Source organism: Paenibacillus sp. IHB B 3084, from assembly GCF_001447315.1.
Taxonomy (GTDB): Bacteria; Bacillota; Bacilli; order Paenibacillales; family Paenibacillaceae; genus Paenibacillus.
On record NZ_CP013203.1, the window covers coordinates 1,252,739 to 1,275,042 of the forward strand.

19 protein-coding genes and 1 riboswitch are annotated in these 22,304 nt (G+C 49.3%); of the genes, 1 reads left to right on the forward strand and 18 read right to left on the reverse strand.

What is annotated here, in order from left to right; all coding sequences use genetic code 11:
- Positions 1-32: 32 nt before the first annotated feature.
- The 5 genes from gmd to ASL14_RS05895 all read right to left on the reverse strand — a co-directional run bounded on the left by gmd (position 33) and on the right by ASL14_RS05895 (position 4,214).
- The gene (gene gmd, locus ASL14_RS05875; RefSeq protein WP_134910804.1) at positions 33-1,022 is read right to left on the reverse strand and encodes a GDP-mannose 4,6-dehydratase; all 990 of its coding nucleotides are present in this window, start codon (positions 1,020-1,022) and stop codon (positions 33-35) included.
- 20 nt (positions 1,023-1,042) lie between these two features.
- On the reverse strand, positions 1,043-1,981 hold the full coding sequence (gene fcl / locus ASL14_RS05880; RefSeq protein ID WP_134910805.1) for a GDP-L-fucose synthase: 939 nt from the start codon (positions 1,979-1,981) through the stop codon (positions 1,043-1,045).
- Between the two features lie 31 nt (positions 1,982-2,012).
- Entirely contained in the window at positions 2,013-2,711 is a 699-nt protein-coding gene (locus ASL14_RS05885) for a sugar transferase (protein WP_134910806.1), read from the reverse strand.
- An 86-nt stretch (positions 2,712-2,797) separates the two neighbouring features.
- A complete protein-coding gene (locus ASL14_RS05890) occupies positions 2,798-3,484 on the reverse strand; it encodes a CpsD/CapB family tyrosine-protein kinase (protein ID WP_134910807.1) in 687 nt (228 codons plus the stop codon).
- Entirely contained in the window at positions 3,465-4,214 is a 750-nt protein-coding gene (locus ASL14_RS05895; RefSeq protein WP_134910808.1) for a YveK family protein, read from the reverse strand. The genes ASL14_RS05890 and ASL14_RS05895 overlap by 20 nt, the downstream gene beginning before the upstream one ends.
- A gap of 311 nt (positions 4,215-4,525) precedes the next feature.
- Here ASL14_RS05895 and ASL14_RS05900 point away from each other — a divergent pair, with 311 nt between their 5' ends.
- Positions 4,526-4,894 carry a helix-turn-helix domain-containing protein gene (locus ASL14_RS05900; RefSeq protein WP_134910809.1) on the forward strand — a complete coding sequence of 123 codons (369 nt, stop codon included), beginning with the start codon at positions 4,526-4,528 and terminating at the stop codon, positions 4,892-4,894.
- Between the two features lie 54 nt (positions 4,895-4,948).
- On the opposite strand, the gene ASL14_RS05905 is transcribed toward ASL14_RS05900, so the two are convergent.
- The 13 genes from ASL14_RS05905 to ASL14_RS05965 all read right to left on the reverse strand — a co-directional run bounded on the left by ASL14_RS05905 (position 4,949) and on the right by ASL14_RS05965 (position 22,302).
- Complete coding sequence (locus ASL14_RS05905) at positions 4,949-5,131, reverse strand: hypothetical protein (RefSeq protein WP_134910810.1); 183 nt, start codon at positions 5,129-5,131, stop codon at positions 4,949-4,951.
- A gap of 310 nt (positions 5,132-5,441) precedes the next feature.
- Positions 5,442-7,730, reverse strand: coding sequence for a PD-(D/E)XK nuclease family protein (locus ASL14_RS05910; RefSeq protein ID WP_134910811.1), 2,289 nt, complete (start codon positions 7,728-7,730; stop codon positions 5,442-5,444).
- Between the two features lie 49 nt (positions 7,731-7,779).
- On the reverse strand, positions 7,780-9,405 hold the full coding sequence (locus ASL14_RS05915; protein ID WP_442953229.1) for a glycosyl hydrolase: 1,626 nt from the start codon (positions 9,403-9,405) through the stop codon (positions 7,780-7,782).
- Positions 9,386-9,466: riboswitch (cyclic di-GMP riboswitch) on the reverse strand. (Overlaps the previous gene by 20 nt.)
- 154 nt (positions 9,467-9,620) lie before the next feature.
- Entirely contained in the window at positions 9,621-10,997 is a 1,377-nt protein-coding gene (locus tag ASL14_RS05920) for a sugar phosphate nucleotidyltransferase (protein WP_134910812.1), read from the reverse strand.
- A gap of 718 nt (positions 10,998-11,715) precedes the next feature.
- A complete protein-coding gene (locus tag ASL14_RS05925; protein ID WP_134910813.1) occupies positions 11,716-13,044 on the reverse strand; it encodes a UDP-glucose dehydrogenase family protein in 1,329 nt (442 codons plus the stop codon).
- Between the two features lie 5 nt (positions 13,045-13,049).
- Complete coding sequence (locus ASL14_RS05930) at positions 13,050-14,150, reverse strand: glycosyltransferase (RefSeq protein ID WP_134910814.1); 1,101 nt, start codon at positions 14,148-14,150, stop codon at positions 13,050-13,052.
- Between the two features lie 28 nt (positions 14,151-14,178).
- Entirely contained in the window at positions 14,179-15,327 is a 1,149-nt protein-coding gene (locus tag ASL14_RS05935; RefSeq protein WP_134910815.1) for a glycosyltransferase family 4 protein, read from the reverse strand.
- On the reverse strand, positions 15,321-16,508 hold the full coding sequence (locus tag ASL14_RS05940) for a glycosyltransferase family 4 protein (protein ID WP_134910816.1): 1,188 nt from the start codon (positions 16,506-16,508) through the stop codon (positions 15,321-15,323). Before ASL14_RS05940 ends, ASL14_RS05935 begins: the two co-directional genes overlap by 7 nt.
- Positions 16,495-17,334, reverse strand: a complete 840-nt coding sequence (locus tag ASL14_RS05945) for a glycosyltransferase family 2 protein (RefSeq protein WP_134910817.1) — start codon at positions 17,332-17,334, stop codon at positions 16,495-16,497. The genes ASL14_RS05940 and ASL14_RS05945 overlap by 14 nt, the downstream gene beginning before the upstream one ends.
- Positions 17,335-17,356: 22 nt before the next feature.
- Positions 17,357-18,736, reverse strand: a complete 1,380-nt coding sequence (locus ASL14_RS05950) for a lipopolysaccharide biosynthesis protein (protein WP_134910818.1) — start codon at positions 18,734-18,736, stop codon at positions 17,357-17,359.
- A gap of 5 nt (positions 18,737-18,741) precedes the next feature.
- Positions 18,742-20,184 carry an O-antigen ligase family protein gene (locus tag ASL14_RS05955; RefSeq protein ID WP_134910819.1) on the reverse strand — a complete coding sequence of 481 codons (1,443 nt, stop codon included), beginning with the start codon at positions 20,182-20,184 and terminating at the stop codon, positions 18,742-18,744.
- A gap of 5 nt (positions 20,185-20,189) precedes the next feature.
- Positions 20,190-20,960: a WecB/TagA/CpsF family glycosyltransferase gene (locus ASL14_RS05960; protein WP_134910820.1), complete on the reverse strand. Its 771-nt coding sequence runs from the start codon at positions 20,958-20,960 to the stop codon at positions 20,190-20,192.
- Between the two features lie 4 nt (positions 20,961-20,964).
- Complete coding sequence (locus ASL14_RS05965; protein ID WP_134910821.1) at positions 20,965-22,302, reverse strand: O-antigen ligase family protein; 1,338 nt, start codon at positions 22,300-22,302, stop codon at positions 20,965-20,967.
- Between the last annotated feature and the right edge of the window lie 2 nt (positions 22,303-22,304).

The following is a 22,304-nucleotide window of genomic DNA, read 5'->3' on the forward strand; positions in this document are numbered from 1 at the left end:
ACCTCCCGGCAAGCGGGTGGCCCCTCCATGTCTTATACGACGACGGAAGCTTCGACCGCAGCCTGTCTTTTTACCCGCTCCAAGTCTGTGTCCACCATCATATGAATGAGCTGTTCGAAGCCTACCTCCACTCGCCAGCCCAGCTTTTCCTTCGCCTTGGCGCAATCGCCGAGCAGTAGATCCACCTCTGCCGGACGGACAAACTGAGGATCAATGACGACATAATCCTCATAGTTCAGACCTACATGGGAAAAGGCAATTTGCAGCAGTTCGCGGACGGAATGCATTTCTCCCGTGGAAATGACGTAATCATCCGGTTGATCCTGCTGGAGCATCATCCACATCGCCTTAACATAATCTCCTGCAAAACCCCAGTCCCGTAGCGAATCCAGATTCCCCATGCGCAGCTCCTGCTGCAAACCCAGCTTGATACGGGCTACAGCGTCCGTCACTTTACGTGTTACAAACTCCAGCCCACGGCGGGGCGATTCATGATTGAACAAAATGCCGGAGCATGCAAACATATCAAAGCTTTCGCGGTAGTTCACCGTGATCCAATGACCGTACACTTTGGCGACACCGTAAGGGCTGCGCGGGTAAAATGGGGTCGTTTCTGTCTGCGGCGTCTCCAGCACCTTGCCGAACATCTCACTGCTCGACGCCTGATAAAAGCGCGTGTCCGGCTTGGCAATCCGTACCGCCTCCAGCATATTGGTAACGGATAGCGCTGTAATCTGCCCGGTAGCCAAGGGCTGCGGCCATGAGGCCGCGACAAAGGATTGGGCAGCCAGGTTGTAGACCTCATCCGGGTCAGACTGACGCACGGCTTCGATGAGCGAGGCCAGATCGGTCATATCGCCGGAAAGCCAATGAATGTCATTCTGGATATGTGCCACATTTTCAAAGTTCGGCGTACTGGTGCGTCTGCGTACCCCGTACACCTCATAATCTTTGGACAGCAGCAACTCAGCCAGATAAGATCCGTCCTGTCCGGTAATCCCTGTGATCAGCGCTTTTTTCATTCCTATTCCTCCACCGTTTTTTATTGTTCAACCAGATCCAGACCTTGAAATGCCTGATAGACAGACCTTAATCCCTCTTCCAGTGAAATACGCGCCGACCAGCCCAGCCCGGAAATTCGGGACACATCCACCAGCTTACGCGGTGTGCCGTCGGGTGCGGACGTATTAAAGGTAATTTCCCCCTCATAACCGACGACTTCCTTCACACGTTCAGCCAGTTCCCGAATGGAAATATCCTCCCCAACGCCGATGTTCACAATTTCATTGCCCTCATAGCTGTTCATCAGGAACAGACAGGCTTCCGCCAAATCATCCGAATGAAGAAATTCACGACGCGGTGTGCCGGAACCCCATACTTCTACCGTCGGGGACTGATTCAGCTTGGCTTCGTGAAACTTGCGGATGAGCGCAGGCAACACATGGGAGGTCTGGAGATCAAAATTGTCGCCCGGACCGTACAAATTCGTAGGCATCACCGAAATAAAACGGGTTCCATATTGACGGTTATAGGACTGGCACATTTTAATCCCGGCAATTTTAGCGATAGCATAAGCCTCATTCGTTGGCTCCAGCTCACCTGTGAGCAGATATTCCTCCCGCAACGGCTGCGGGGCAAATTTGGGATAAATACAGGTCGACCCGAGGAACAGCAGCTTGCTTACATTCGCCCGGTATGCTGCATCAATTACATTCGTCTGTATGAGCAGGTTGTCACGGATAAAATCCGCCGGGTAATCATTGTTCGCCAAAATCCCGCCAACCTTGGCTGCTGCCAAAAATACATAGTCCACCGATTCGGTTTCGAAAAAATGGTCTACCGCCTCCTTGTTGCGCAGATCCAGCTCACTGCTTGTGCGGGTGATCAGGTTACGATAGCCTGCTTTGCTCAATGCCCGAGCAATTGCAGATCCCACCAGTCCGTTGTGTCCTGCTACATATATGTTGGAATAAAGATCCATGCTTTCCCCTACCCTTCCTGTTGGAGTGAATTTAATACGCATCGTTGGAGCCCAATAGCACCCGGAATGTTTTCAGCATGATGATGATATCTGTGCGCAAACTGCGTCTGGATATGTATTCCAGATCCAGCTCTACCATCTGGTTAAAGCTCAGATGATTACGACCGCTGATCTGCCATAGGCCGGTACAGCCTGGCGTAACGGTCAGACGCAGCTTATCCCTTACCGTATAGTCATGGACTTCTCTGGGTAGCGGGGGTCTAGGCCCTACCAGACTCATCTGCCCACGCAGCACATTCAGCAGTTGCGGCAGCTCGTCAATACTCGTTCTGCGGAGAAAGCGCCCAATTCGGGTGATACGCGGATCATCCCTCATTTTGAACATTGCACCCTCGATTTCATTCTCCAGCAGCAGCGCAGACAATCTGTCCTCGGCATCGGACACCATGGAACGAAATTTGATCATGCGAAACGGCCGCTCATTTTTACCAATACGAACCTGATAAAATAACGCGCTTCCTCTCGGGTCCTCCAGCTTAATCAGCAAAATCACGAGCAAAAATACCGGGCACAGCACGATTAATCCAATGAACGACAGCATGATGTCCATACTTCGCTTCACGAACGGATATACGCTCAATCCTTGCCGACGTTCAAGCCCATGAGCGACCGAATACACTTCCACTGATGCACTCAAAGCTTCGGCCTCGTTCGAGTGGGAAGAAGACACTGCTCATCACCTCGATTTCCGATATATTAGTATTATTTATTCATTGTTAAAAGAATTTTATTAACTTTCATTTCCCTTGTTGCTGCTCATGTCAGGTTGCGTTCCTCCATGCCGCGTTCGGCACGAGTATTTGATCGTTTCACGTTGTTGAGCACCACGCCCAAAATACGTGCCTTTACTCTTTCCAAATTTGCCTTTGCTTTCTTAACGAGATCCTTTTTGACCTTTCCTGCCTGCACCACCAAAATCACTCCGTCACACATAGCGCTTATAATGAAGCCATCCGGAAAGGACAGCAATGGCGGCGTATCCATTAAAATCACATCATAATGCTCCTTCAGCTCAGCCAATAGAGCGTTCATTCTGCGAGAGCTGAGCATTTCGGACGGATTCGGCGGAGTCGGTCCGGCTGTAATGGCATACAGATGGTCGATCCCGGTTTCCTGAACCACATCCTGCCATGGCTGCTGGTTGGCCAGGACCCGCGTCAGACCGGTATGATTACGCAAGCCGAACATGTGGTGCAGGGAAGAGCGGCGTAAATCCATGTCCATAACCAGCACCTTTTTTCCCTCTTGCGCATACGTTACAGCCAAATTGCTAATCGTGACCGTCCTGCCTTCACCCGCCTGAGCTGACGCCACCATCATAACCTCAATCGGCTCGTCTACAGAGGAAAACTGGATGTTCGTGCGAAGCATACGGTACTCCTCCGAAACGGAAGATTGGGCATGCAGGGATGTGACGAGCTGGTTATTGATTAATCGCGGCATATTGTCCTTCACCTACCTGTTTGGGAGTTGTAGCGGAACCGTCAGAGCGTCTGTCTTCTTTTTTCATTTTCGTAATCAGGGACAAGGTAGGCAGGCCGAGTTCTTTTTCAACGTCCTCTTCATTTTTAAAGGTATCGTCCAGCACTTCCAGCAAAAACGCCAAGCCTATACCCAGCAGCAAGGAGGCGGCAAAAGCAATAAGCATCTGTATAGCGGGATTACTGTTCACAGGAACAGCCGGTTCACTCAGACTGGCTTCGCTTAGAATCGTGACGTTGTCCATTTTCATGATAGAGGGGATTTGTCGTTTGAATACTTTGGCTACCGCATTTACGGTTTTGACAGCCTTCGTATACGATAAATCGCGGATTGTTAAATCCATGACCTGCGAATCACCTGCGGTGTTTACTCTTAATTTTTGCGTCAGAGCTGACGGAGTGACCTTGAGATCGGGGAAGCTGGCGACCACCTGGTCCATAATTGCCGAGGACATCATAATTTGCTTATAGGAGTTCGTTAAGGCTATATTCGTTTGGACGACACTGTAATCGACGAAACCCGCCCGATCCGGCCTTGGCGTCTGGTTGATAATAAGCTTCGCCGTCGCTTCATAAACCTGAGGGGTAAAATATACATTTTTCACGCCCACGACAGCACATACCAACAATACGATACCGCCAATTAACCATATTCTTTTTCGGATCATACGAATGTACTCTTTCAACTGCACAAGACCAGTCCTCCCTGATTGACTTGTTTTCGATGCGATGACGCTTGTACTGATCCTCTGCATAGCATGACCATATAATCTATAGTAAAATGTTGTATAATAGCGCATAGAAGGTCTAGCCAACGAATTTGCACAAGTGCTAAACCATCCGTGGCCTCCCAGGGTATATGAACGATAGCATATGGATAAAACTATAAAACAACGATACGTTATGTATCCTACATAACTAATTTATGATACAAAACGTATCTTGTCAAGCGTAAAATTGCTTTTTTTTACTTTCTCAACCTTGCATTCAGGAGGAAAATCAGATGAATTATGGCACCCGCATCGCTGAATTACGGGAATATAAGGGATTAAAACAAGAGGAACTAGCGCAATCCCTCGGAATTACGCGGGCGGCTCTTTCTCACTATGAAAAAAACCGGCGCAAGCCAGATTTTGAGATACTGACCAAGCTTGCAGACATTTTCGGGGTATCCATTGATTACTTGGTAGGACGCACTAGCCATCCGGTAGCGGTATTGGATTCAGATGTGAGGGAATTTGTGGACCAGTTGGAACTGTCCGATGAAGATATCCTGCAGCGTTTTAATCTGACCATTGACGGACGAACCTTGTCTGAGGAAGAAGCCAAGCGTTTTATCGCGTTTGTCCGCATGGAACGAATGATGGAATAAAGAAGGGTGGGAGCCGGTTCACTCCTGTTTTTAGCAGTGCCGGCAACCGATATTTTACTCGCTCTTATCCTTCCAGCCCTTGGTTCCGTCCGCTTCGCTCTGTAAACATTGCGGCATCGTGATACCGCATTGAAGCAAAATATCCCGGATGTCCAAGTGGACGACAGGTTTGTCTGCTTTCCGTTCGTTGTTTCGTAGAAGAGGGTTGTCCATCCCTGATTCAGTCTCCTTGTTCATTCGGCACTTACCTCACTTTATCATTCTTGGTCACCGGAAAGAGAATCCCCACAAACCATGTATGTATAGTTATGAGCAAAACTATTATATATGAATACATACCTGTAATGTTGTCGTCTTATGGCGAGAAAATTAAAGGATTTTCGGATTTTCTTCTGAAATATACGCCATGATCTGCCAAATCAGAACGATTTTCAGATAAAAAAGAACCTGTCAGGTCCTACTTTCTCCTGATAGGTTCTTTGGCATTCTATTTTCGGTTGCATGTAAGGTATTCTTCGACGCTGGTCCTACTCTGTATCTGTCCTGATTAAGCGACCTCGGCCGCCGGGGACACTTGGGTGCCCCCAGTCGCTCGGACTTTGTAAGCGTAGTGACTCCCGGCTTTCGCCGTGTGATCCGTATACGTGTTTCCCGCTACTTCGGAGGCAATCACCTGATACGCCCCGTCTGTTCCTTCCGCACGCAGCACATCATAGGCTGATACACCTTCTGCCTGAAGCCAATCAATCTTTACCGCGCCTGCCTCCACAGAGGCGGCCTTCACCTCTGTTGGAGCCGAAGCTGCGGCCTGATCTGTACTTTTCAATTCCAGAATGTATTGCACCGACTCGCCAGGTCCCAGTTTTTCTTCAAAATCGAGATTAGGCGAAGCATTAAGTCCTGATAGGGAACGCCGTGCCTGGCTGTAGGTAGACCCGGCTCCGAAGCGCTCACCCGTGTACAAACCTGCCTTCGGCATCGTCACCCGTACGCGGATCGTCTGTGCTGTGGATTCGAAGTTCACCAGATTCACCAGCAATTTGTCCGAGGTGGCGCTACTGCCAGCCAGCGGTTTCAATTTGGAGGTATCCACTGCACGGACATAGACCATCTTATCCTTTGTTTCCTCCGGATTCAGTACCATATAAGTCAATGGTTTCCCGTGTGTGGCATAAGCCAGACTCAAGCGTCTCATGATGTTTACACGGCTGTCCTGCCCTTGTCCGAACGGATAAATTTCCGTATTCGCCGGATTGTGATTTTGCAGGTCAAAGCCGGTTTTAAACAGCGTGTAGTCCTTATAGAAAGCAGCATGCTGGATAAACATATCGGCAAAACCGATTTGCGAACGCATAATCCGGTCGAACGCGGCTGCTTGTGGCTGACTGGCCCCATACTCAGGGTTGTCCCGATGCGTATCGTTCGTACCAAACTCCGTATTCAGCATCTTCTTCTCCAGCCCGTTACTTGAACCGCCGAACGTTTTCAGATTTTGAACAAAGCTGCCTCCGCCCTCTTCGTTATACGATTCGCCATAGGCATGTCCATTGGTCAGGTCAGTGACATCCTCCAGTTGCTTACGTTGTGCCGGGTCCCGCTCCCATCCATCCGGATCGCCGCATTTGAGCGTACCTCCGGTTTGGTTTTTACATGCCTTGGTCGAATACGTCGGCCAGTAGGCCCAGCCCGGCGCTACCGTTTTGAGATGCGGTGCCAATTGCTTACCTTCCGTATTCAGCCACTTGGCCACGGCCAGATTGACCGCTTTCGAGCGGTTAAACAATCCAGGTTCATTATCTACTTCGTAATATTGCAGGTATGAACCATATTTTTTTACATAATCGCGCAATTTCTGCTTGGCCGTCTCCGGCAGGGAGCCGTCTTTTTGCAGCTTGATATCGCCTGTATACAAATACAAAGCTGACGATTGCATATTATACTGCTTCAACGTTTGGTAGTAATCTCCCACGTCTGTGCAGGCCTTGTTTACATTACTGGCACAAGTGACTCTCATGACATTGCCGCTATACGCAATTCCCAGCCATTTGAGAACATATGGTAAATGTTTAACTGCACCCTCATCATAATAAAATTCTTTATTATTAACATTCGTTCCGGTCAGTATATATTTACCGTGTATCGGCTCGGTTGCAGGTAAAGCTAACGTCTCCAAGCTCAAGTCATCCCAAGTCCACCACACATTTTTATCTTCAGCAGAGGAGCAGTATAGGCAGCGCGCTGTCTTTAGCTTGAGTACGTTAACACCGCTTTGCAATTGCTCTTTAGGTATATACATCTCGTAATTGCTTTTGAAATTATATGCACTGCCTGTACCGGCAACCCCGGCAATCTGAATGATACCGGACAACTGATGATTTGAAAATACAACCATTTGAGGAACGGCTTTGCCCGCATCCAAAATCCGTACACGGAATATCATCCCGTTCGGAGGAACCTGATCGAGCTTGTACTGAAGTGACAGCTCAGGATTCGTGGACGCATTTAGACCGGGAGGAATATCATCACTGCTGAGCAATACCGGAGCCGTTGTACTTCCTGCTACGGACATCGCTGACGATGTTCCTTTAGCAGACGACTCAGTAGAGGCCGCAGAAATATTGACATTGTCCTTACCGACTACACCCTTAAATTCTGCTGAAGAGTCATCCCGCTGACCAAGCTTCCATACCGGACTGGCCGCCGCTACTTTATCCGTCTGAAGTTCTTCACTCTTTGGAGGCGTATGAATAAACCAGGCGATCATCGCTATAGCTGCGACCCCCAGTAGCCCGGCCAATACTACTATATACCTTTGGGTCAACCATTTTTTCATCATTGTGCTCCACCCTCTCTCCTCAAAATTTTTGGCGGGGAAAGAGTATATATCAAGGAAGAAACAAAGCGTTGCCGGGAATTACCGCTTTCGCTTCATGCTGACTTTCCCACATCAGACGTGCCATTGCGTCGCCTTTTTCATCATAATATTCAACCTTCAAATCTGCTATTTTTCCTGCTTGCAAGGTAATGCTGCCCTTGCGTTCAGTCCAGCTTTGTTTGAACCAACTATCAATAATCAGCTTGCCGTCTATCCATACACGAATACCATCATCGGATATCGTGGTAAACGTATAGGTCTCACTATATTGCGGCTTGATTTTGCCCGTCCAGCGGACCGAGAATTGACCAGCCTCCACCTTGGGATCAGGCGAGGCGGCGCGCCAGTTATAATCCAGCTTACTATCTGTGCGAACCAAAACAGTGGTGCCGTCCAGATTCATGCTGTTAAAATATTCACCCCGCAGCCCGTTCGCATAGACCATATTCGGAACGGAAGGCGGGGCTGGTTTGCTTACCACTGGCGGAGCCGGAGTCGAGCCGTTTTGCCCCGTGTCCGGTACGGTCGGTGACTCCACCTCAGGTAGTTTCATCGCAGCCAACCCTTTTTTCACGTCATCCCGCGTCAAGCTCTTCGAATTATTCATATAATCCTGAATCTGATCCGTCGTGTTATTTTCGGTCAGCATCTTGCCCCAAGTCATGGAATACACCCATTTGGGCTGAGCCTGCATGACCTCGGGACTCGGCATCTCACCGTGTTCCCCAATGGCAATCGGCTTATTTCGTGCCAGTCCGAGCAGTCCTTCGTAATGGCTTTGCTTAAAATCATTGTTGTAAATGTCTACAGCCAAGATATCCACCTTGTCATCCCCCGGATATTTCGGGGTATATGGGACGGTGTACGAACTAGGTGCATTCGGACTCCATACCCACAGCAGATTGTTCAGTTGATGCGTGTTTACAAAACGGTCATACATGATATTCCATAGCTGATTGAAATTGTTCTTGTTTCCCCACCAGAACCAGTCGCCGTTCATTTCGTGGTAAGGTCTCCATAATACCGGAACACCCGCATCACGAAGCTGCTTTAACGATATAGCGACCTTATCCAGATCGGCAATGAGAAGATTATACTGCGTAGTGCCCGGCGTCACGTATTTATTGAACTCCGCCTGGCTTACTTTCGCCTGCACATTGGCCCAAGTCAGTGGCTTGCCCGGCAACGGTTCATGATAAGTCATCGTAACTATGCCGCCATCTCTACTCCAACGTATAGCGCTATCGACGAGATTTTTACGTTGTGCTGCCTCCGTAGCGGCGGACTGGCTGGAGATGGCTCCCATCTCGTAGCCATGTACACCAGCATACGCCTTACTGATTTTTTGGACCTTGTTGCTTAATTCATCCGGACTTTCCAAATAATCATGTTGACCTGTGACCATTTTTTTCCCCGAGATGCTGATCAAATAGCTGTATAGTTCACGGGCCTCAGCAGAAGCGTCCGAATTAACAGGCTGTAATGTGGCAGCATTCGCCACGGACAGAGATTCACCAAAGCCGACGGGCAACAAAGAAAAAAGCATAACAACGGGGAGTACACTGCGTATCCATCGATTCACAGGGGTAAAATAGGGGCTCACTCTCGCTCTTCCTTTCGGTAGCCAGGCTGCCATCCTTACGGAAGGCCCTTTAGCTTTGCGTACCTGCCTTTCAACAGGGCTGCGTTTATCGTGGAAGGAGTTTGGATTCCTTCTTATCCCTAAGTATCGACTTTTTTTTACCAAAATTTAATAGGTCATGTTCATTGAATTTACAGATTTTCGTGTATTTTCGACAGTTTGGGCTAAATAACTTCATAAATGAGTCTTTTTTCATCTTTACGAAATATTTATGAAATAAACTTGTGACGGGAAATTTCATCCCAATCCATGCAAAAGCGGACAATATCCTCTTCAACCAGCTCAGAACCTGTCTGTACCTCGATTAATTCCACATCAGTCACGGCCAAAATGCTATGCTTTGTCCCTTCAGGAATACGAACCACATCACCAGCCTTCACCTTGTGCAGCTTTTCATTCAAAATAATTTCCGCTTCACCGCTAATGATGGTCCAAATTTCACTCCGTTTGAAATGAAGTTGGTAGCTGATATTTTTGCCTTGCAGCACACGGATTCGCTTAGTCAATACCTCATTGCCCTCTTCATACTTTACATAATCCACTACCCTATAATGTCCCCAACGGCGCTCTTCGTACATTGGTCGCTGATTGTGTGCTTTGAGCACTTCCTTGATGCGCGGACTTTCTGCCTTATTAGTCACAAGGATGCCATCCGGGCTGGCAGCTACGATCAGATCATTCGTTCCAATAATCGCCACGGGAATGTCCAGTTCATTGATGAGGCTCGTATTGACACAATCCTCTGTTACTACACCTCTGCCCACTTGCTGATGGGACATTTCTTCCGTCAAGGTGTTCCAGGTACCCAAGTCCTTCCAGAAGCCATCATACGGAAGAACGACGATATCCTTCTCCTTCTCGACTACCGCGTAGTCAAAGCTGATTTTTTCCAGAGAAGAATATTGCTTTTGCATTTCTTTATAGTTCAGCGGCAATCCTTTGGATGCCAAGATATCAAGCAAATAACCTAATTTGAATGCAAAAACCCCGCAGTTCCATAGAGCATTGCGTTCAATCAGACGCTCCGCCTGCTCCCGGTCGGGTTTCTCTTGAAAATGGCTCACTTCACGGTAGCCTGTGCTACCTTGTGTAGCATCGTTTTTCGGTATAATGTAACCGTATTTCTCAGAAGGATAAGAAGGGACAACCCCAATTAACGCAAGCTTGCCTTCACTCTCCTGAAGGGTATGCTCCAACTGGGCGACGGTAGCAAAGAAAGCATCCTCTACATAGGGGTCTACCGGCAATATAGCAACAATTTCATCGGGCGAAACACCAACGATGGAATATAGATAGGTCGCTGTCAACGCAATGGCGGGAAAGGTATCTCTTCGTTCCGGCTCAACAATGATGCGCGTATCCTGCCCAACCTGACTCTGAATCATTTCGACCTGCGCTCTCCCTGTTGCAATGAACGAGGATTCAGACAAGCCGTTATCCCCCAGTTGTCTCCACACCCGTTGCACCATCGATTCCGAATTCCCCTCCGGACTCTCCAGCACCTTCAAAAATTGTTTGGAACGGGAATCGTTGGACAAAGGCCATAATCTTTTACCGGAACCACCAGACAAAAGTACGAGCTTCATAACTCTCCACTTCCTCTCTAATTTGGGTAGGTGATCGGATGGTACACGGTTGAGTAGCCCGCTACGGGATGGATTTGATCTTACGATCGCTGTTGGACCGGGATTCACTCGATTATATAAAATCGTATAAAGGTTTGAATCCCGGTCCAAAGGCGAACGCTTTGCTTCTACAGATTCAAATCCATCCCTGCGCTACTCAAATATGCATCATGCCGATCATACCGTGTATTGCAAAAGGCACGACCGGACATGATTAGTCCGGTCAGCCTGTAAAGACGCGCGTGCACTCGCGCTTGCCTGCCGTGCTTGCAGGCTTCAAGTAATGTTCAGCCCTGCCACGCCCTTGCTCGGAAGGAGCAGCATAGCGTAATCACATGATAGCCTTGCTCCACAGGAGTAGCATAGCGCATTCACATAGTAGCCTTGCTCCGAAGGAGCGGCTTCACTGAGCCGCTCCTTCGGATACGCCCTTCCTACCTCCCCCCATAAGGTGGGAGGTTAAAAATTGTGACTCCATGCGGTAAAAGCAGCGGAGCGGGCAGAATTGTTCTGAAGAAGCGTCAGCGTTTGCCTTTATCCCCGGATTTTAACCTTTGAATGTTTTATACAATCAAGAAAATCCGGGGGTAACAGCAATCGGAAGAACAATCTGCACGCGTAGCGCCTCCAACACCACCACAGTCACTTTTTAATGTTTCACTTTTAAATCCATCACTTTTTAAGCTTCAACCTTATCTCTGTTCCACCCACTCATCCGCGGACGACCCACAGAGTAGTATTCCAGCCCGGAGCCTTGAATCTGCTCCTCAGTAAATACGTTACGACCGTCAATCAGGACTGGCTTGTGCAAAATGGAAGACAATTGCACGAGATTGACGTTCTTGAACTCTTCCCAATCAGTCAGCAGGCAGACCGCATCGCTTCCTTCGGCGGCTTGCTGCGGGGAGGAGCACCATACAATATTCGGGTGATCCACGCGCTCCTTGAATTTTTCCATCGCAATCGGATCATACAGCTTCACAATAGCGCCTGCCTGGATCAGCGTTTCGACGATTTCCAGTGCCGGGGCCTCGCGGATATCGTCTGTATTCGGCTTGAAGGCCAAGCCCCAAATGCCAATCGGCACGCCATGCAGTTGACCCAGCGATTCGCGCAGCTTGGCTACAATCATGAAACGCTGGTCGGTGTTCACCTCGACCACCGATTTTAACAGCTTAAATTCATAGTCTACGTTGCCCGCAATTTGGATGAGCGCATTCGTGTCTTTCGGGAAGCAAGAGCCCCCGTACCCGATCCCTGCTTGCAGGAAAGAGGACCCGATTCGTTTGTCCATCCCCATACCGTCAGCCACACAGGTGACATCCGCGCCCACCTTTTCGCAAATATTGGCGATTTCGTTGATAAACGAAATTTTGGTCGCCAGAAATGCATTGGATGCATATTTGATCATCTCGGCACTGCGGATATCCGTTACATAAATTTTATCCGTGAACACCTGATGCAGCGTAACCATCGTTTCACGCAACCCCGTGTTGTCCAAACCGATAATGATGCGATCCGGATGGAGTGTATCATTGATGGCAGAGCCTTCTCTCAAAAATTCCGGAGCGGATACGATATCGAAGGACAAACTCGTATGACGAGCCAGCACGTCCTTGATCTTTTCGTTCGTTCCGACAGGGACCGTGCTCTTGGTCATAATAATTTTATACCCGTTCATGGCCTTCCCGACATCAGCAGCCGCCTGCTCAATATAGGACAGATTCGCTTCACCGTTAGCCAGAGAAGGCGTACCTACCGCCAAAATAACGATATCCGAGCGTCGAACCGCGTCAGCCAAATCCGATGTAAACTGCAAACGACCCGCTTCCAGATTTAAAGCGATCAATTCCTCAATGCCCGGTTCATAAATCGGAGATTCTGCCCGGTTCAGCATGTCGATTTTGTGTTGCTCCAGATCGACACAAATCACCTCATTACCTTTATGTGCAAAACACACGCCCGAGACGAGTCCAACGTATCCAGTACCGATTACAGCCAGCTTCATTCCGTTCATCCTCCTTTTAGAAAGTTCACATAGGCTTGCTCTACATACTTTTTGAAATGATCCTTGAACGTATCTTCATCAAATTTGCGTGCATGGCTAATGATACCGTCCACATCCCATGCATGCTGCTCGACCTTGGCGACCGCCTCCAGCACATCCTCTACCTGATGTCTGCGGAAAAATACACCATTCACATTAGGGACAATGGTATCCAACGCTCCCCCGCCCTGATAAGCGATAACAGGCCGTCCGGCTGCATTCGCCTCCAGAGGCGTGATACCGAAGTCTTCTTCCCCCGGAAAAACGAGCGCCCGGCATTCTGCCATCAGCTTGTTGACCTCTTCGTCTTCAAGTCTGCCAAGAAACTCAATGTTCGGGGAGGCCATACCTTCCAGTCTTTTACGATCCGGTCCTTCACCAACAATGCGCAGCTTGAGACCATTGCGCTTGAATGCCTCAATCGCCAGGTCAACGCGCTTGTAGGACACTAACCGGGATACGATTAGGTAATAGTCACCGATGCTTGCAGCACGTTGAAAACGGGATGTATTAACAGGAGGGAAAATGACATCCGACTCCCGTTGGTAATAGTGCAGAATTCTCCGTTTGACGACCGAAGAGTTGGCGACAAATTGGTTTACGTTGCGAGAAGTTTTGGCATCCCATGTTTTCAACCGATTCATGTAAAGCTTTAGCATGCTTTTGAGCAGGTTGGATTTGGACTGCCGGGCCATATATGTATCATAATCCCAGGCAAACCGCATCGGTGTGTGACAGTAACAAATGTGAAACGTATGTTTAGGTACCTGGATGCTTTTCATAAATGCGCTGCTGGAGCTTAAAACAATGTCGAAATCCCTAAAATCAAAATCACGGATAGCGATGGGGTACAGCGGCAGCACTCCTTTGAAATTGGCCTTCACTCCAGGGATGTTTTGTAGCCAGGTGGCTCTAATATCTGCATCCTTCAAGTTGTTCGACAGGCGGTCGTCGCTGAACACCGTTGTGAAGATTGGAGCCTCCGGGTACATATCGTGGAATACCTCTACCACCCTTTCCGCTCCGCCCATTTGGATTAAGTAATCGTGTGCTATCGCTATTTTCATCTGAATCATCCTTTAACGCGAATGTCGGTCAGACTCCTGCCAACAAACCCTTATAGTAATGAACTATATCCTTAACCGTGTTCTCGATAACAAAATGCTTCTTGACCCGTTCCATCCCTTTATCGCCCATTTGCTGACGTTCCTGTGGATGCTCCAGCATCCAGCGGATGGCTTCTTCCAGCTTGGCTGGATCACCCGGTTCAATAAGCAACCCGGTTTCGTTCGGTACGACAGTTTCCCTGGGTCCGCCCTCATTCGAAGCAATCACCGGCAGACCTGCGGCCATGCCTTCAATAATGACCTGCCCGAACGGCTCCGGTGTGATGGAGGTGTGAATCAGCAGATCACAGCGCTGCATCAAACCCTGAATGTCATCGACGTGTCCAAGTAAATTGACGTTGTCTAATCCGTATTCGCGCATTGTGGATTCCAGACGGCGTTTATATTCCTCTTCGCCGAACAGTGCATCTCCAGCCAGCCAAAATTTCACACGCTTATCCGGTAAAAAAGTGCGGGCCGCTTCCAATAAAATATGCTGCCCCTTCCACTCTGCCAGTCTGCCGACCAATACGACGTTAAACGAGTCATCGTCACGTGAATTTGCGGTCACATCACGAGCCGTAATCGCTTTGGCAAATGCCGAGTAGACGACGAGTGTCTTTTTGTCCGGGGGCAGCTCCAGCGCACTTAGCGTGGACTTGGAGTTGGCAATGACGCCGTTAGGCAAAAAGCGGGACATCAGCCGAATACCTTTGGCGACAATCGGCTTCAGGTACGGCGGGCCGATATGGTCACGAATATGCCAGATCAACGGCACCTTCGCTGACTTCGCGGCTACTGCGCCGTAGAACGCCGACTTGAGCGAGTTCGTGTGAACACACACGACCTTTTCCTCGCGCAGCAAAGGCGCAAGCTTTTTCCCATAAGCCAACAGCCGGTAGGCTGCCGCAGGCGCACCCAGATTGACAGCATTTCGCCCCCGATTGCGGATAGAATCATCCAGCGGAACGATACGTACATCAATGTCACGTTGCCGGAGGCGATCTGCCAAATCACCTTCCTCCGCCAAAATGACGAGCGGGTCGATATGTTCCCCGATGTTCGTCAGTATGTTATACAAAGCGACTTCGCCGCCGCTCCATCTTGCCGTGTGGTCAATATAAGCTATTCTCAGCATTTTGCCGCCGCCTTTCTGTCAAGGGCCTGCCGGAACACATCTTCCACCTGCTCCGCCACATGCCCCCACGTATATTTGCTCAGGACATGGTCCCTGCATTCCCGTGCGTCAGGGAGGGCTTTGCGGTTATCCAGCACACGCAGCAGTCCTTCCGCAATGGCTTCGCTGTCTGTTCCCCGGAACAACAGCTCCGGACGGAATCTACTTAAAATTTCCTTGTTGCCGCCTACAGGAGTCGCCATCACCGGCAGCCCCGAGGCCATCGCCTCCACTGTAATCAGACCGAAGCCCTCCAGTGCCTGAGTCGGCACTACGAACATATTCGATGCCTGATGATACAGGGGGAGTTCCTCATCGGATACATATCCGAGCAATCTTACATGGTTGTGAAGATTGTATTCTGCCACCTTGGAGGCCAGTTCCTCCATCAGAGGTCCCTTCCCTCCGATCAGCAGCAGATGATCAGGATGACGCTCGGTGACCCGCCGCCATGCTTCCAGCAGTTGCAGCAGTCCCATTCGGTTAACAAGACGACGGACGGTCAGCACAATCGTCGCATTCTGTGGCAAATTCAGCCGTTCCCGCACCGTCCTCCGATCCTCTGCCGGATGGAATCTCTCTACATTCGCTGCACCGGGAATGATATGAATTTTGCTGAGTGGAACCTTATAATGCTCATGCAGAATATCCCGAAAGGTTTCGCTCAGCACTACAAATTTGTCCGCCAGACCATAAGCCTTCATTTCAATGGATTTGGCCAACGTTGTTTTCAGCAGATGCTTGAGGCCTTTCCCTTCAATCTTCATTTCCTCCGTCCATGGGCCGTGGAAGGTGGTGACTACCGGAATTCCCCGTTTTTTCGCCTCCAGCGCCGGGCCGACACCATAGGGGGCAAAATGGGAGTACAGCACATCTATCGGATGCTTGTCGAACAGCGTCGCTGCATATTTTTGCATCAGCTCTCGGCGCTTCCAGATGGATTGCTGCTTGCTGCCAATCGAATGAATTCGGATATTTTCAGGCACTTGCGGCTTCTCATCGCTGCAGATTAAAGCATCCAGCGTATTTTGTTCCGCCAACTGCTCACAGATGGATTTGAAGTATGTGTTTAAACCGCCGGGCTGCAGGGACGGCCAGCTAAGCCCTGTTGCTGCAATGCGAAATCCGTTATTGTACGACATAGCTGGTTTCTCCTTTCTGCTCGGTCTGTTCGTCTTCCACAATCTCTATTTTTTTCCGTCGCTTCGTTAGCTCATAATGCTTGAAGCAGACTAGAAACTCATACATCACCCAGAAGACCGCTACTGCAAAACCTGCCAATCCCTTGCGGTATAAGCCTTGGACAAAATACTTCTGCACAAAGCGGGCTGGAGGCCGCAACAACAACCTAGTAATCCGAAAGGATCTGCCTTTGTTAAATGCCGTCTCCGCTTCGAGGTCCGTGTACTTGTTAAAACGGGTCATATGATCACTAATGCTGCGGAAGCCGTAGTGCCATAACACACCCTCCAGATTAACGATTTGGGAAGAAGCTACATCCGGCATTTCATGGACCAGACTATTCGTAATGCCGTAAATACGCCGATTGTACAGACGAACCAAATACTCACCTTTGTTCATCCATTTGCCCAGAAAATCGCCAATTCGAAACACAGAGTATGCTTTGGCCGGATCATGGAGCGTTTCCTTGATCTTCAACAAATCTCCAAGAAGCTCCGCATCTACCACCTCGTCCGTATCGATCAGGAAAATCCAATCAAATTCAGCTTTTTCAACACCAAACATGCGCTGCTTCGCATAACCAGGCCACGGGTTGGAAAACACCCGACAGCCCAATGATTCAGCTACCTGAATCGTATTGTCCTTGCTCCCACCGTCAATGACGACGATATCGTCCGCAAAGGGCTTGCAGGATTTGATGGCGGCTGTGACTCGAGTGCCATCATCCTGAGCGATAATAACTACGGATATCCGGTTGTCCGCGGGAACGCTAGACATGTGGTTCATTAGGGGGTGCCTCCTTCTTTATCTAACCGTTAACTGGCTTTTTCCGGATGTAGTGTGACATCGTTGATCGGAGCCATTGAATATCTTGTTTAGAAATAAGTAGTCTCGGAATTTTCATTTTCAGAACGAATTTAACATTACATAAAATGAAACCGAACCGTAGAATCCCCGAAGACAGCATTGCTATCCCTGCACCCGTCAAGCCGTATCTCGGAACGAGTATAGACAGCAATGGTATGACGAGCGCCAATCCGACACCCTGTAGGATGGTAACCAGCTTGGGCTTACCCAGCGCCATGAATTGCTGTGCCAGCACCATGGTTCCTCCGCTGATAGCGACCTCAAGCACCAGTAACCGGAACACCGTAAGCGCTTGTTTAAACTCCTGACCATATAGCAATGTAAATACGAACGGTGCAATCAGCATCAGCATCATGGCAGCCAGAATCGTTGCTGTTGAAGTCACTCGAAACGCCCGAAATGTTATTGCAACCGCGTCCTCCTTGTTTAACCCGGAGGCCTTGGGAAAGAGCACGACGATAATCGAGGTTGAAAATACATTCACCATCCGGGCCAGGCTGACCGCTACCGCATATAAGCCGAGATCAGCCGGTCTGAGCAGACCCGCAATCAGGATCTGATCAATGTAACTAGAAACCTGCCCCATGAGATCGTTGCCGTATGAGCCCATGCCGTAGGTAAAGAGATTTTTGAATTGCGTCCAGCTGTTCTTCACCTTCGGTTTGTACAGCCGAACCATTCGAATCGTGACACCGATATAAATCGGCAAGCCTGGCAGCAAATAGGCCAAGGCTGAGGTGTACGGATTCATATGACCCGTCAGGATCAGGATCGCCAGACCCAGCAGCGTACTTAGCGGCACCAGATACCGAAACAAATTGTACTGCTTGTATTCCGACCGGACCTGAAGCAATGCATTATTGATCTGCGAGATCGCGATAAGCGGACACATCATCATGGAGCATTGCGCGAACAGTATGACCGATGAAGAAAAGGAGCGCAGCCAATAAGGAATCAGGAACACGCCGATGAGTGTCGCCAAGCCCCCGAACATCGTCGCCAGTAGCAAGGCGAGGCCATACAGCTTGCCTGTTTCCTCCGGGTTCTTTTTCGCATTGTAAATCAACGCGGACGGGACACCGAAGCTCATGCAGAAGGCGAGAAATTGGGACCAGTTCACCATCGCGGTCTGTTCCCCGCGTCCGGTAGGACCCAGGAATCGGGCCGTCAGCACGCCAGTCAGCATGTTCACGACGAGAATCAGCATGCTGAATATCATCGTTTTGACTGCTGCCGAGCTGCTATCCTTGCTTTTGGCAAAGCGAACCACTGTGGACCATAGTGTCCGAACAGGTGCGGATAATGTTTGTAAGTTTTGCACAGCCTTTACCTTCTTTCCGCGATGACATCTTTCGCCCACAGTCCTATGCCGATCATCATCCAAATCAGATAGCCACGCATACCGGGAAAACCATTATCCGATATGAGACTGGCTACAGCTCCAGCCCACGTAGCCAATGCCAGTCTGATATAAGGCTGACTGGCATCTCGCTCGGCAATGCGGACGAGAAGGCGCTTGATGATAACGATCAGACCACCGAAGAAAAAGAATGCTCCGCAAATACCGAAGGTGAGGAAAATAGCAATATAGCCATTATCCATAATCCCAAGTTCACCGAGGTCGCCGCCATTATCAAGCTTGGTTCCGATTCCTACGCTCCCGATCCCCTGCCCCACCGGGTTACCGACAATGGCCGGAAGCATCGTATTCAACAGATCCAGGCGTTCATTGTACGAATGATCCTGTTGAATATCCGTCAACGTTTGCATGCGGGCCACCAGACCTTCTGCTCCTGGCAGCTTCGGAACAATGATGTAGAGAAGGAAACCCACGACAGCAAGTTGAATCAAGGTTTTCCACTTGCCCTTAGAGGATGAAGTGAGAATATAAGCCAGCAGCATAACGAATGCAATCAGCCAGGCCGAACGTACCAGCGTGATCAAAAGACAAACGACCGTCAGCAGGACTCCGATCCATCCCAATGTGCCGCGCCACCGTTTTTCCATCAGCATGGGTACGAGCGCCATTGCCAGGAAAATAGCGCAGGGACCAGGCGAGTTCATAGAAGAGAAAACTCTGATTTGGAGTGGCTCTGGTATACCGATAGAATTCATCTCTACGTTATTCATCCAAAACGCATCCCAAGGAGGAACTGTCAAATACTGAATAATGCCGTAAATCGCCACAAGAACGGCAATGTTAGCATAGGAATACAGCAGACGATCCAGTTCCTTTGCTTTCATGGGCTTAATCGCAAGATAAGGCAGCAGTAGCAAAGGAATCACATAGTTGGCCAAATCATAGGCAAAAACGATTCCATTTTTGAACAACCCGACCACACTTCCGTAGGCCAGTTCAATCCCAAAAAACACAGCAATTCGGGTCAATGGCTTTTCCGCCTGATGAATGCCACGCAGCACAGGAATAATCAACATGCTGCTGACCAGCAAGGGTGCCAAGCTCAACAAGGACACCGAGTGATATGTTCCCTCCATCCAGTCCACAATGCGCCGGATTTCCGGTCCTACTGCCCACACCGTGAGTGTGTACGGAATCAGCATCCGCGATTGAATGATCGCCAGCAAAAAGGCCGGAAAAACGAGCGCCAGCAATATGGCTCCCTGCTGGCTCATGGTGGGATTCATCTTGGCGCTGACAAATCCGATGGCGAGCGGCAGCATACAGGCCAACACTCCCATGCCGATCATGCTGATTCCACGCCGATTTCCTAACCAAACGGAAACCTGCTGATCTGCCAATCGACTCATGTTTCTCACCCCTGACCTCCCTTCATCCGGTTCCGCTTGAACATTTCCTTAAACAGCAGAACGAGAAACTGGGAATCCTCAATCAAGTATCTTTTCCACAAACGCTTAGGCTCCTGAGACAACCGCCAAAACCATTCAAATCCCGTCTTCTGCATCAGTTCCGGTGCACGTTTCACATTTCCCGACAGAAAATCAAACGTAGCTCCCACCCCTATCGAAATCGGAGCGCGATATGTCTCGTAATATCTGTAAATCCATTTTTCCTGTTTAGGTGCGCCTACACCGACAAAAACGATGTCCGGGCGAGCCTCTTGCAGTAATTGGACAATATGTCTGTTCTCTTCCTCATTTTTCTCAAAGCCATAAGAAGGAGAGTAGCACCCCACCACATTCATGTTCGGGTACGATTCCTGAAGATTGAGCATGGCCTTCTCGGGAATACCGTCTGCCGCACCCAGAAAAAATAACCGATAGCCTCGATCCTCAAAAGCCTCCCCCAGACGGGTGAACAAATCGGAACCTGACACCTTTTGCTTGAGGGGCTTTTTCAGCAACTTGGACGCCCAAATAATGGGCATTCCATCGGCCACCACAGCTCCCGCATCGGAATATACCTTGCGGAATTCATCATCCTTGCGAAGCTTGATCACATGATCGACATTACAGGTCAAAATGTAGGAATGACGCTGATGCACAATAGAAGTATCTATAAATTCGAGTAGATCGTTAAAATCATAATTATCAAAGTTGACATCGAACATGTTCACTCTGCTCATCGTATCACTTCTCTTTGCGAAAATCGGTTTGCGTAGATGTCTGGTATAAAGCATTCAAATACCAGCAAAATGGAATAATCATCTGAACCGTCGACAACGTGTTATCTGAAAACGAATAAATCAGAAAGCCGGCAATCAAGCTTGCAAAATAAGGTTTGATTGGCTTGGCAAGCGACCGGTAAATGAGAACGAACACGACCAGCAATGAAAGCATCAATAATCCGCAGCCGATATATCCCGTGTCAAAATAAAAGCGTATATACTCGTTATGCGGTACGACAAAGCCTTTGAATAACGTCCCGTCGTTCGCAACCGTCACCGCGCCAAGACCTCTGCCTGACCACGGATAATCCTGTACTCTGTTCAAGAAATATTCCCATGCCTCCGAGCGTCCCGACAGGTCAATTCCCGTATCGGTCTCCCGCTCGAAGGAGCGTTTTTTTAAATTGTTCCATTGCAGGGCCACCGCCCCCAGAGCAATCAAAAACGATCCGGCCAGCGGTAGCAAATAATTGACTTTTCCCTTGAGATACTGCCGGGCGATATCGAACAGATACACAGCAAACATTAGCAGCAATGCCAGAATCGGCCCACGTGTGCCAGTGGCAATCAGAATCAAAAAGTTCAACGCCAGCACCGTATAATAAAAAGCAGCTTGCTGCGGCTTGCGTTTGACCTCAATCAGCGAGACGGCAATCCCGAGAAAGGAGAGCATCGCCAGATGCGGCGGGATGTTCGCTCCCTGTACTCTCACCGCTCCCGTAAATTCCACATCGGTAAACGAATGCAGCCCTACGACCTGTAAACCAAGTCCAACGACCACACTAATGATCGGCAGCAAGCTGATCAGTCGGATATGCTTTTCGGCCACATCCTTCTTCCACTGGATTAGTAGAAAAAAGAAGGGCAACGATAGTCCTACGAAAGCTTTTACTGCAATCGAGGTCGTCAGCGTAGGCAGCCATGCTGAAAATCCAAATGTAATTCCCAGCATGATCACCAATGCCCAGATCGGATAGCTAAACTTGAAGCGTATGCCGTAAACGAGCATGCACGGCACCAGTAGGGCCAAAATGCCCAATTTGTACAATGACAAAATCTCGATGCCGAATACGCCACCCTGATACAGGGAATCCACCGATACCGCCGTGCTCAGCAGAACTGCATAGCTGATGCGCTCCGGGTGATGGATAGAAACGGCCAGCAGAAGCAGTAAGCATACCGCCGCAATGCTGGCCACGGGCTGATAAGTAGCCGCAATTCCTACAGCAAGAGCGCCCAGAAGAAAAATGAAAACATGCTGTATTGTGTTTATTCTCGAAGTCCAAGGATAGTTGCTCATGT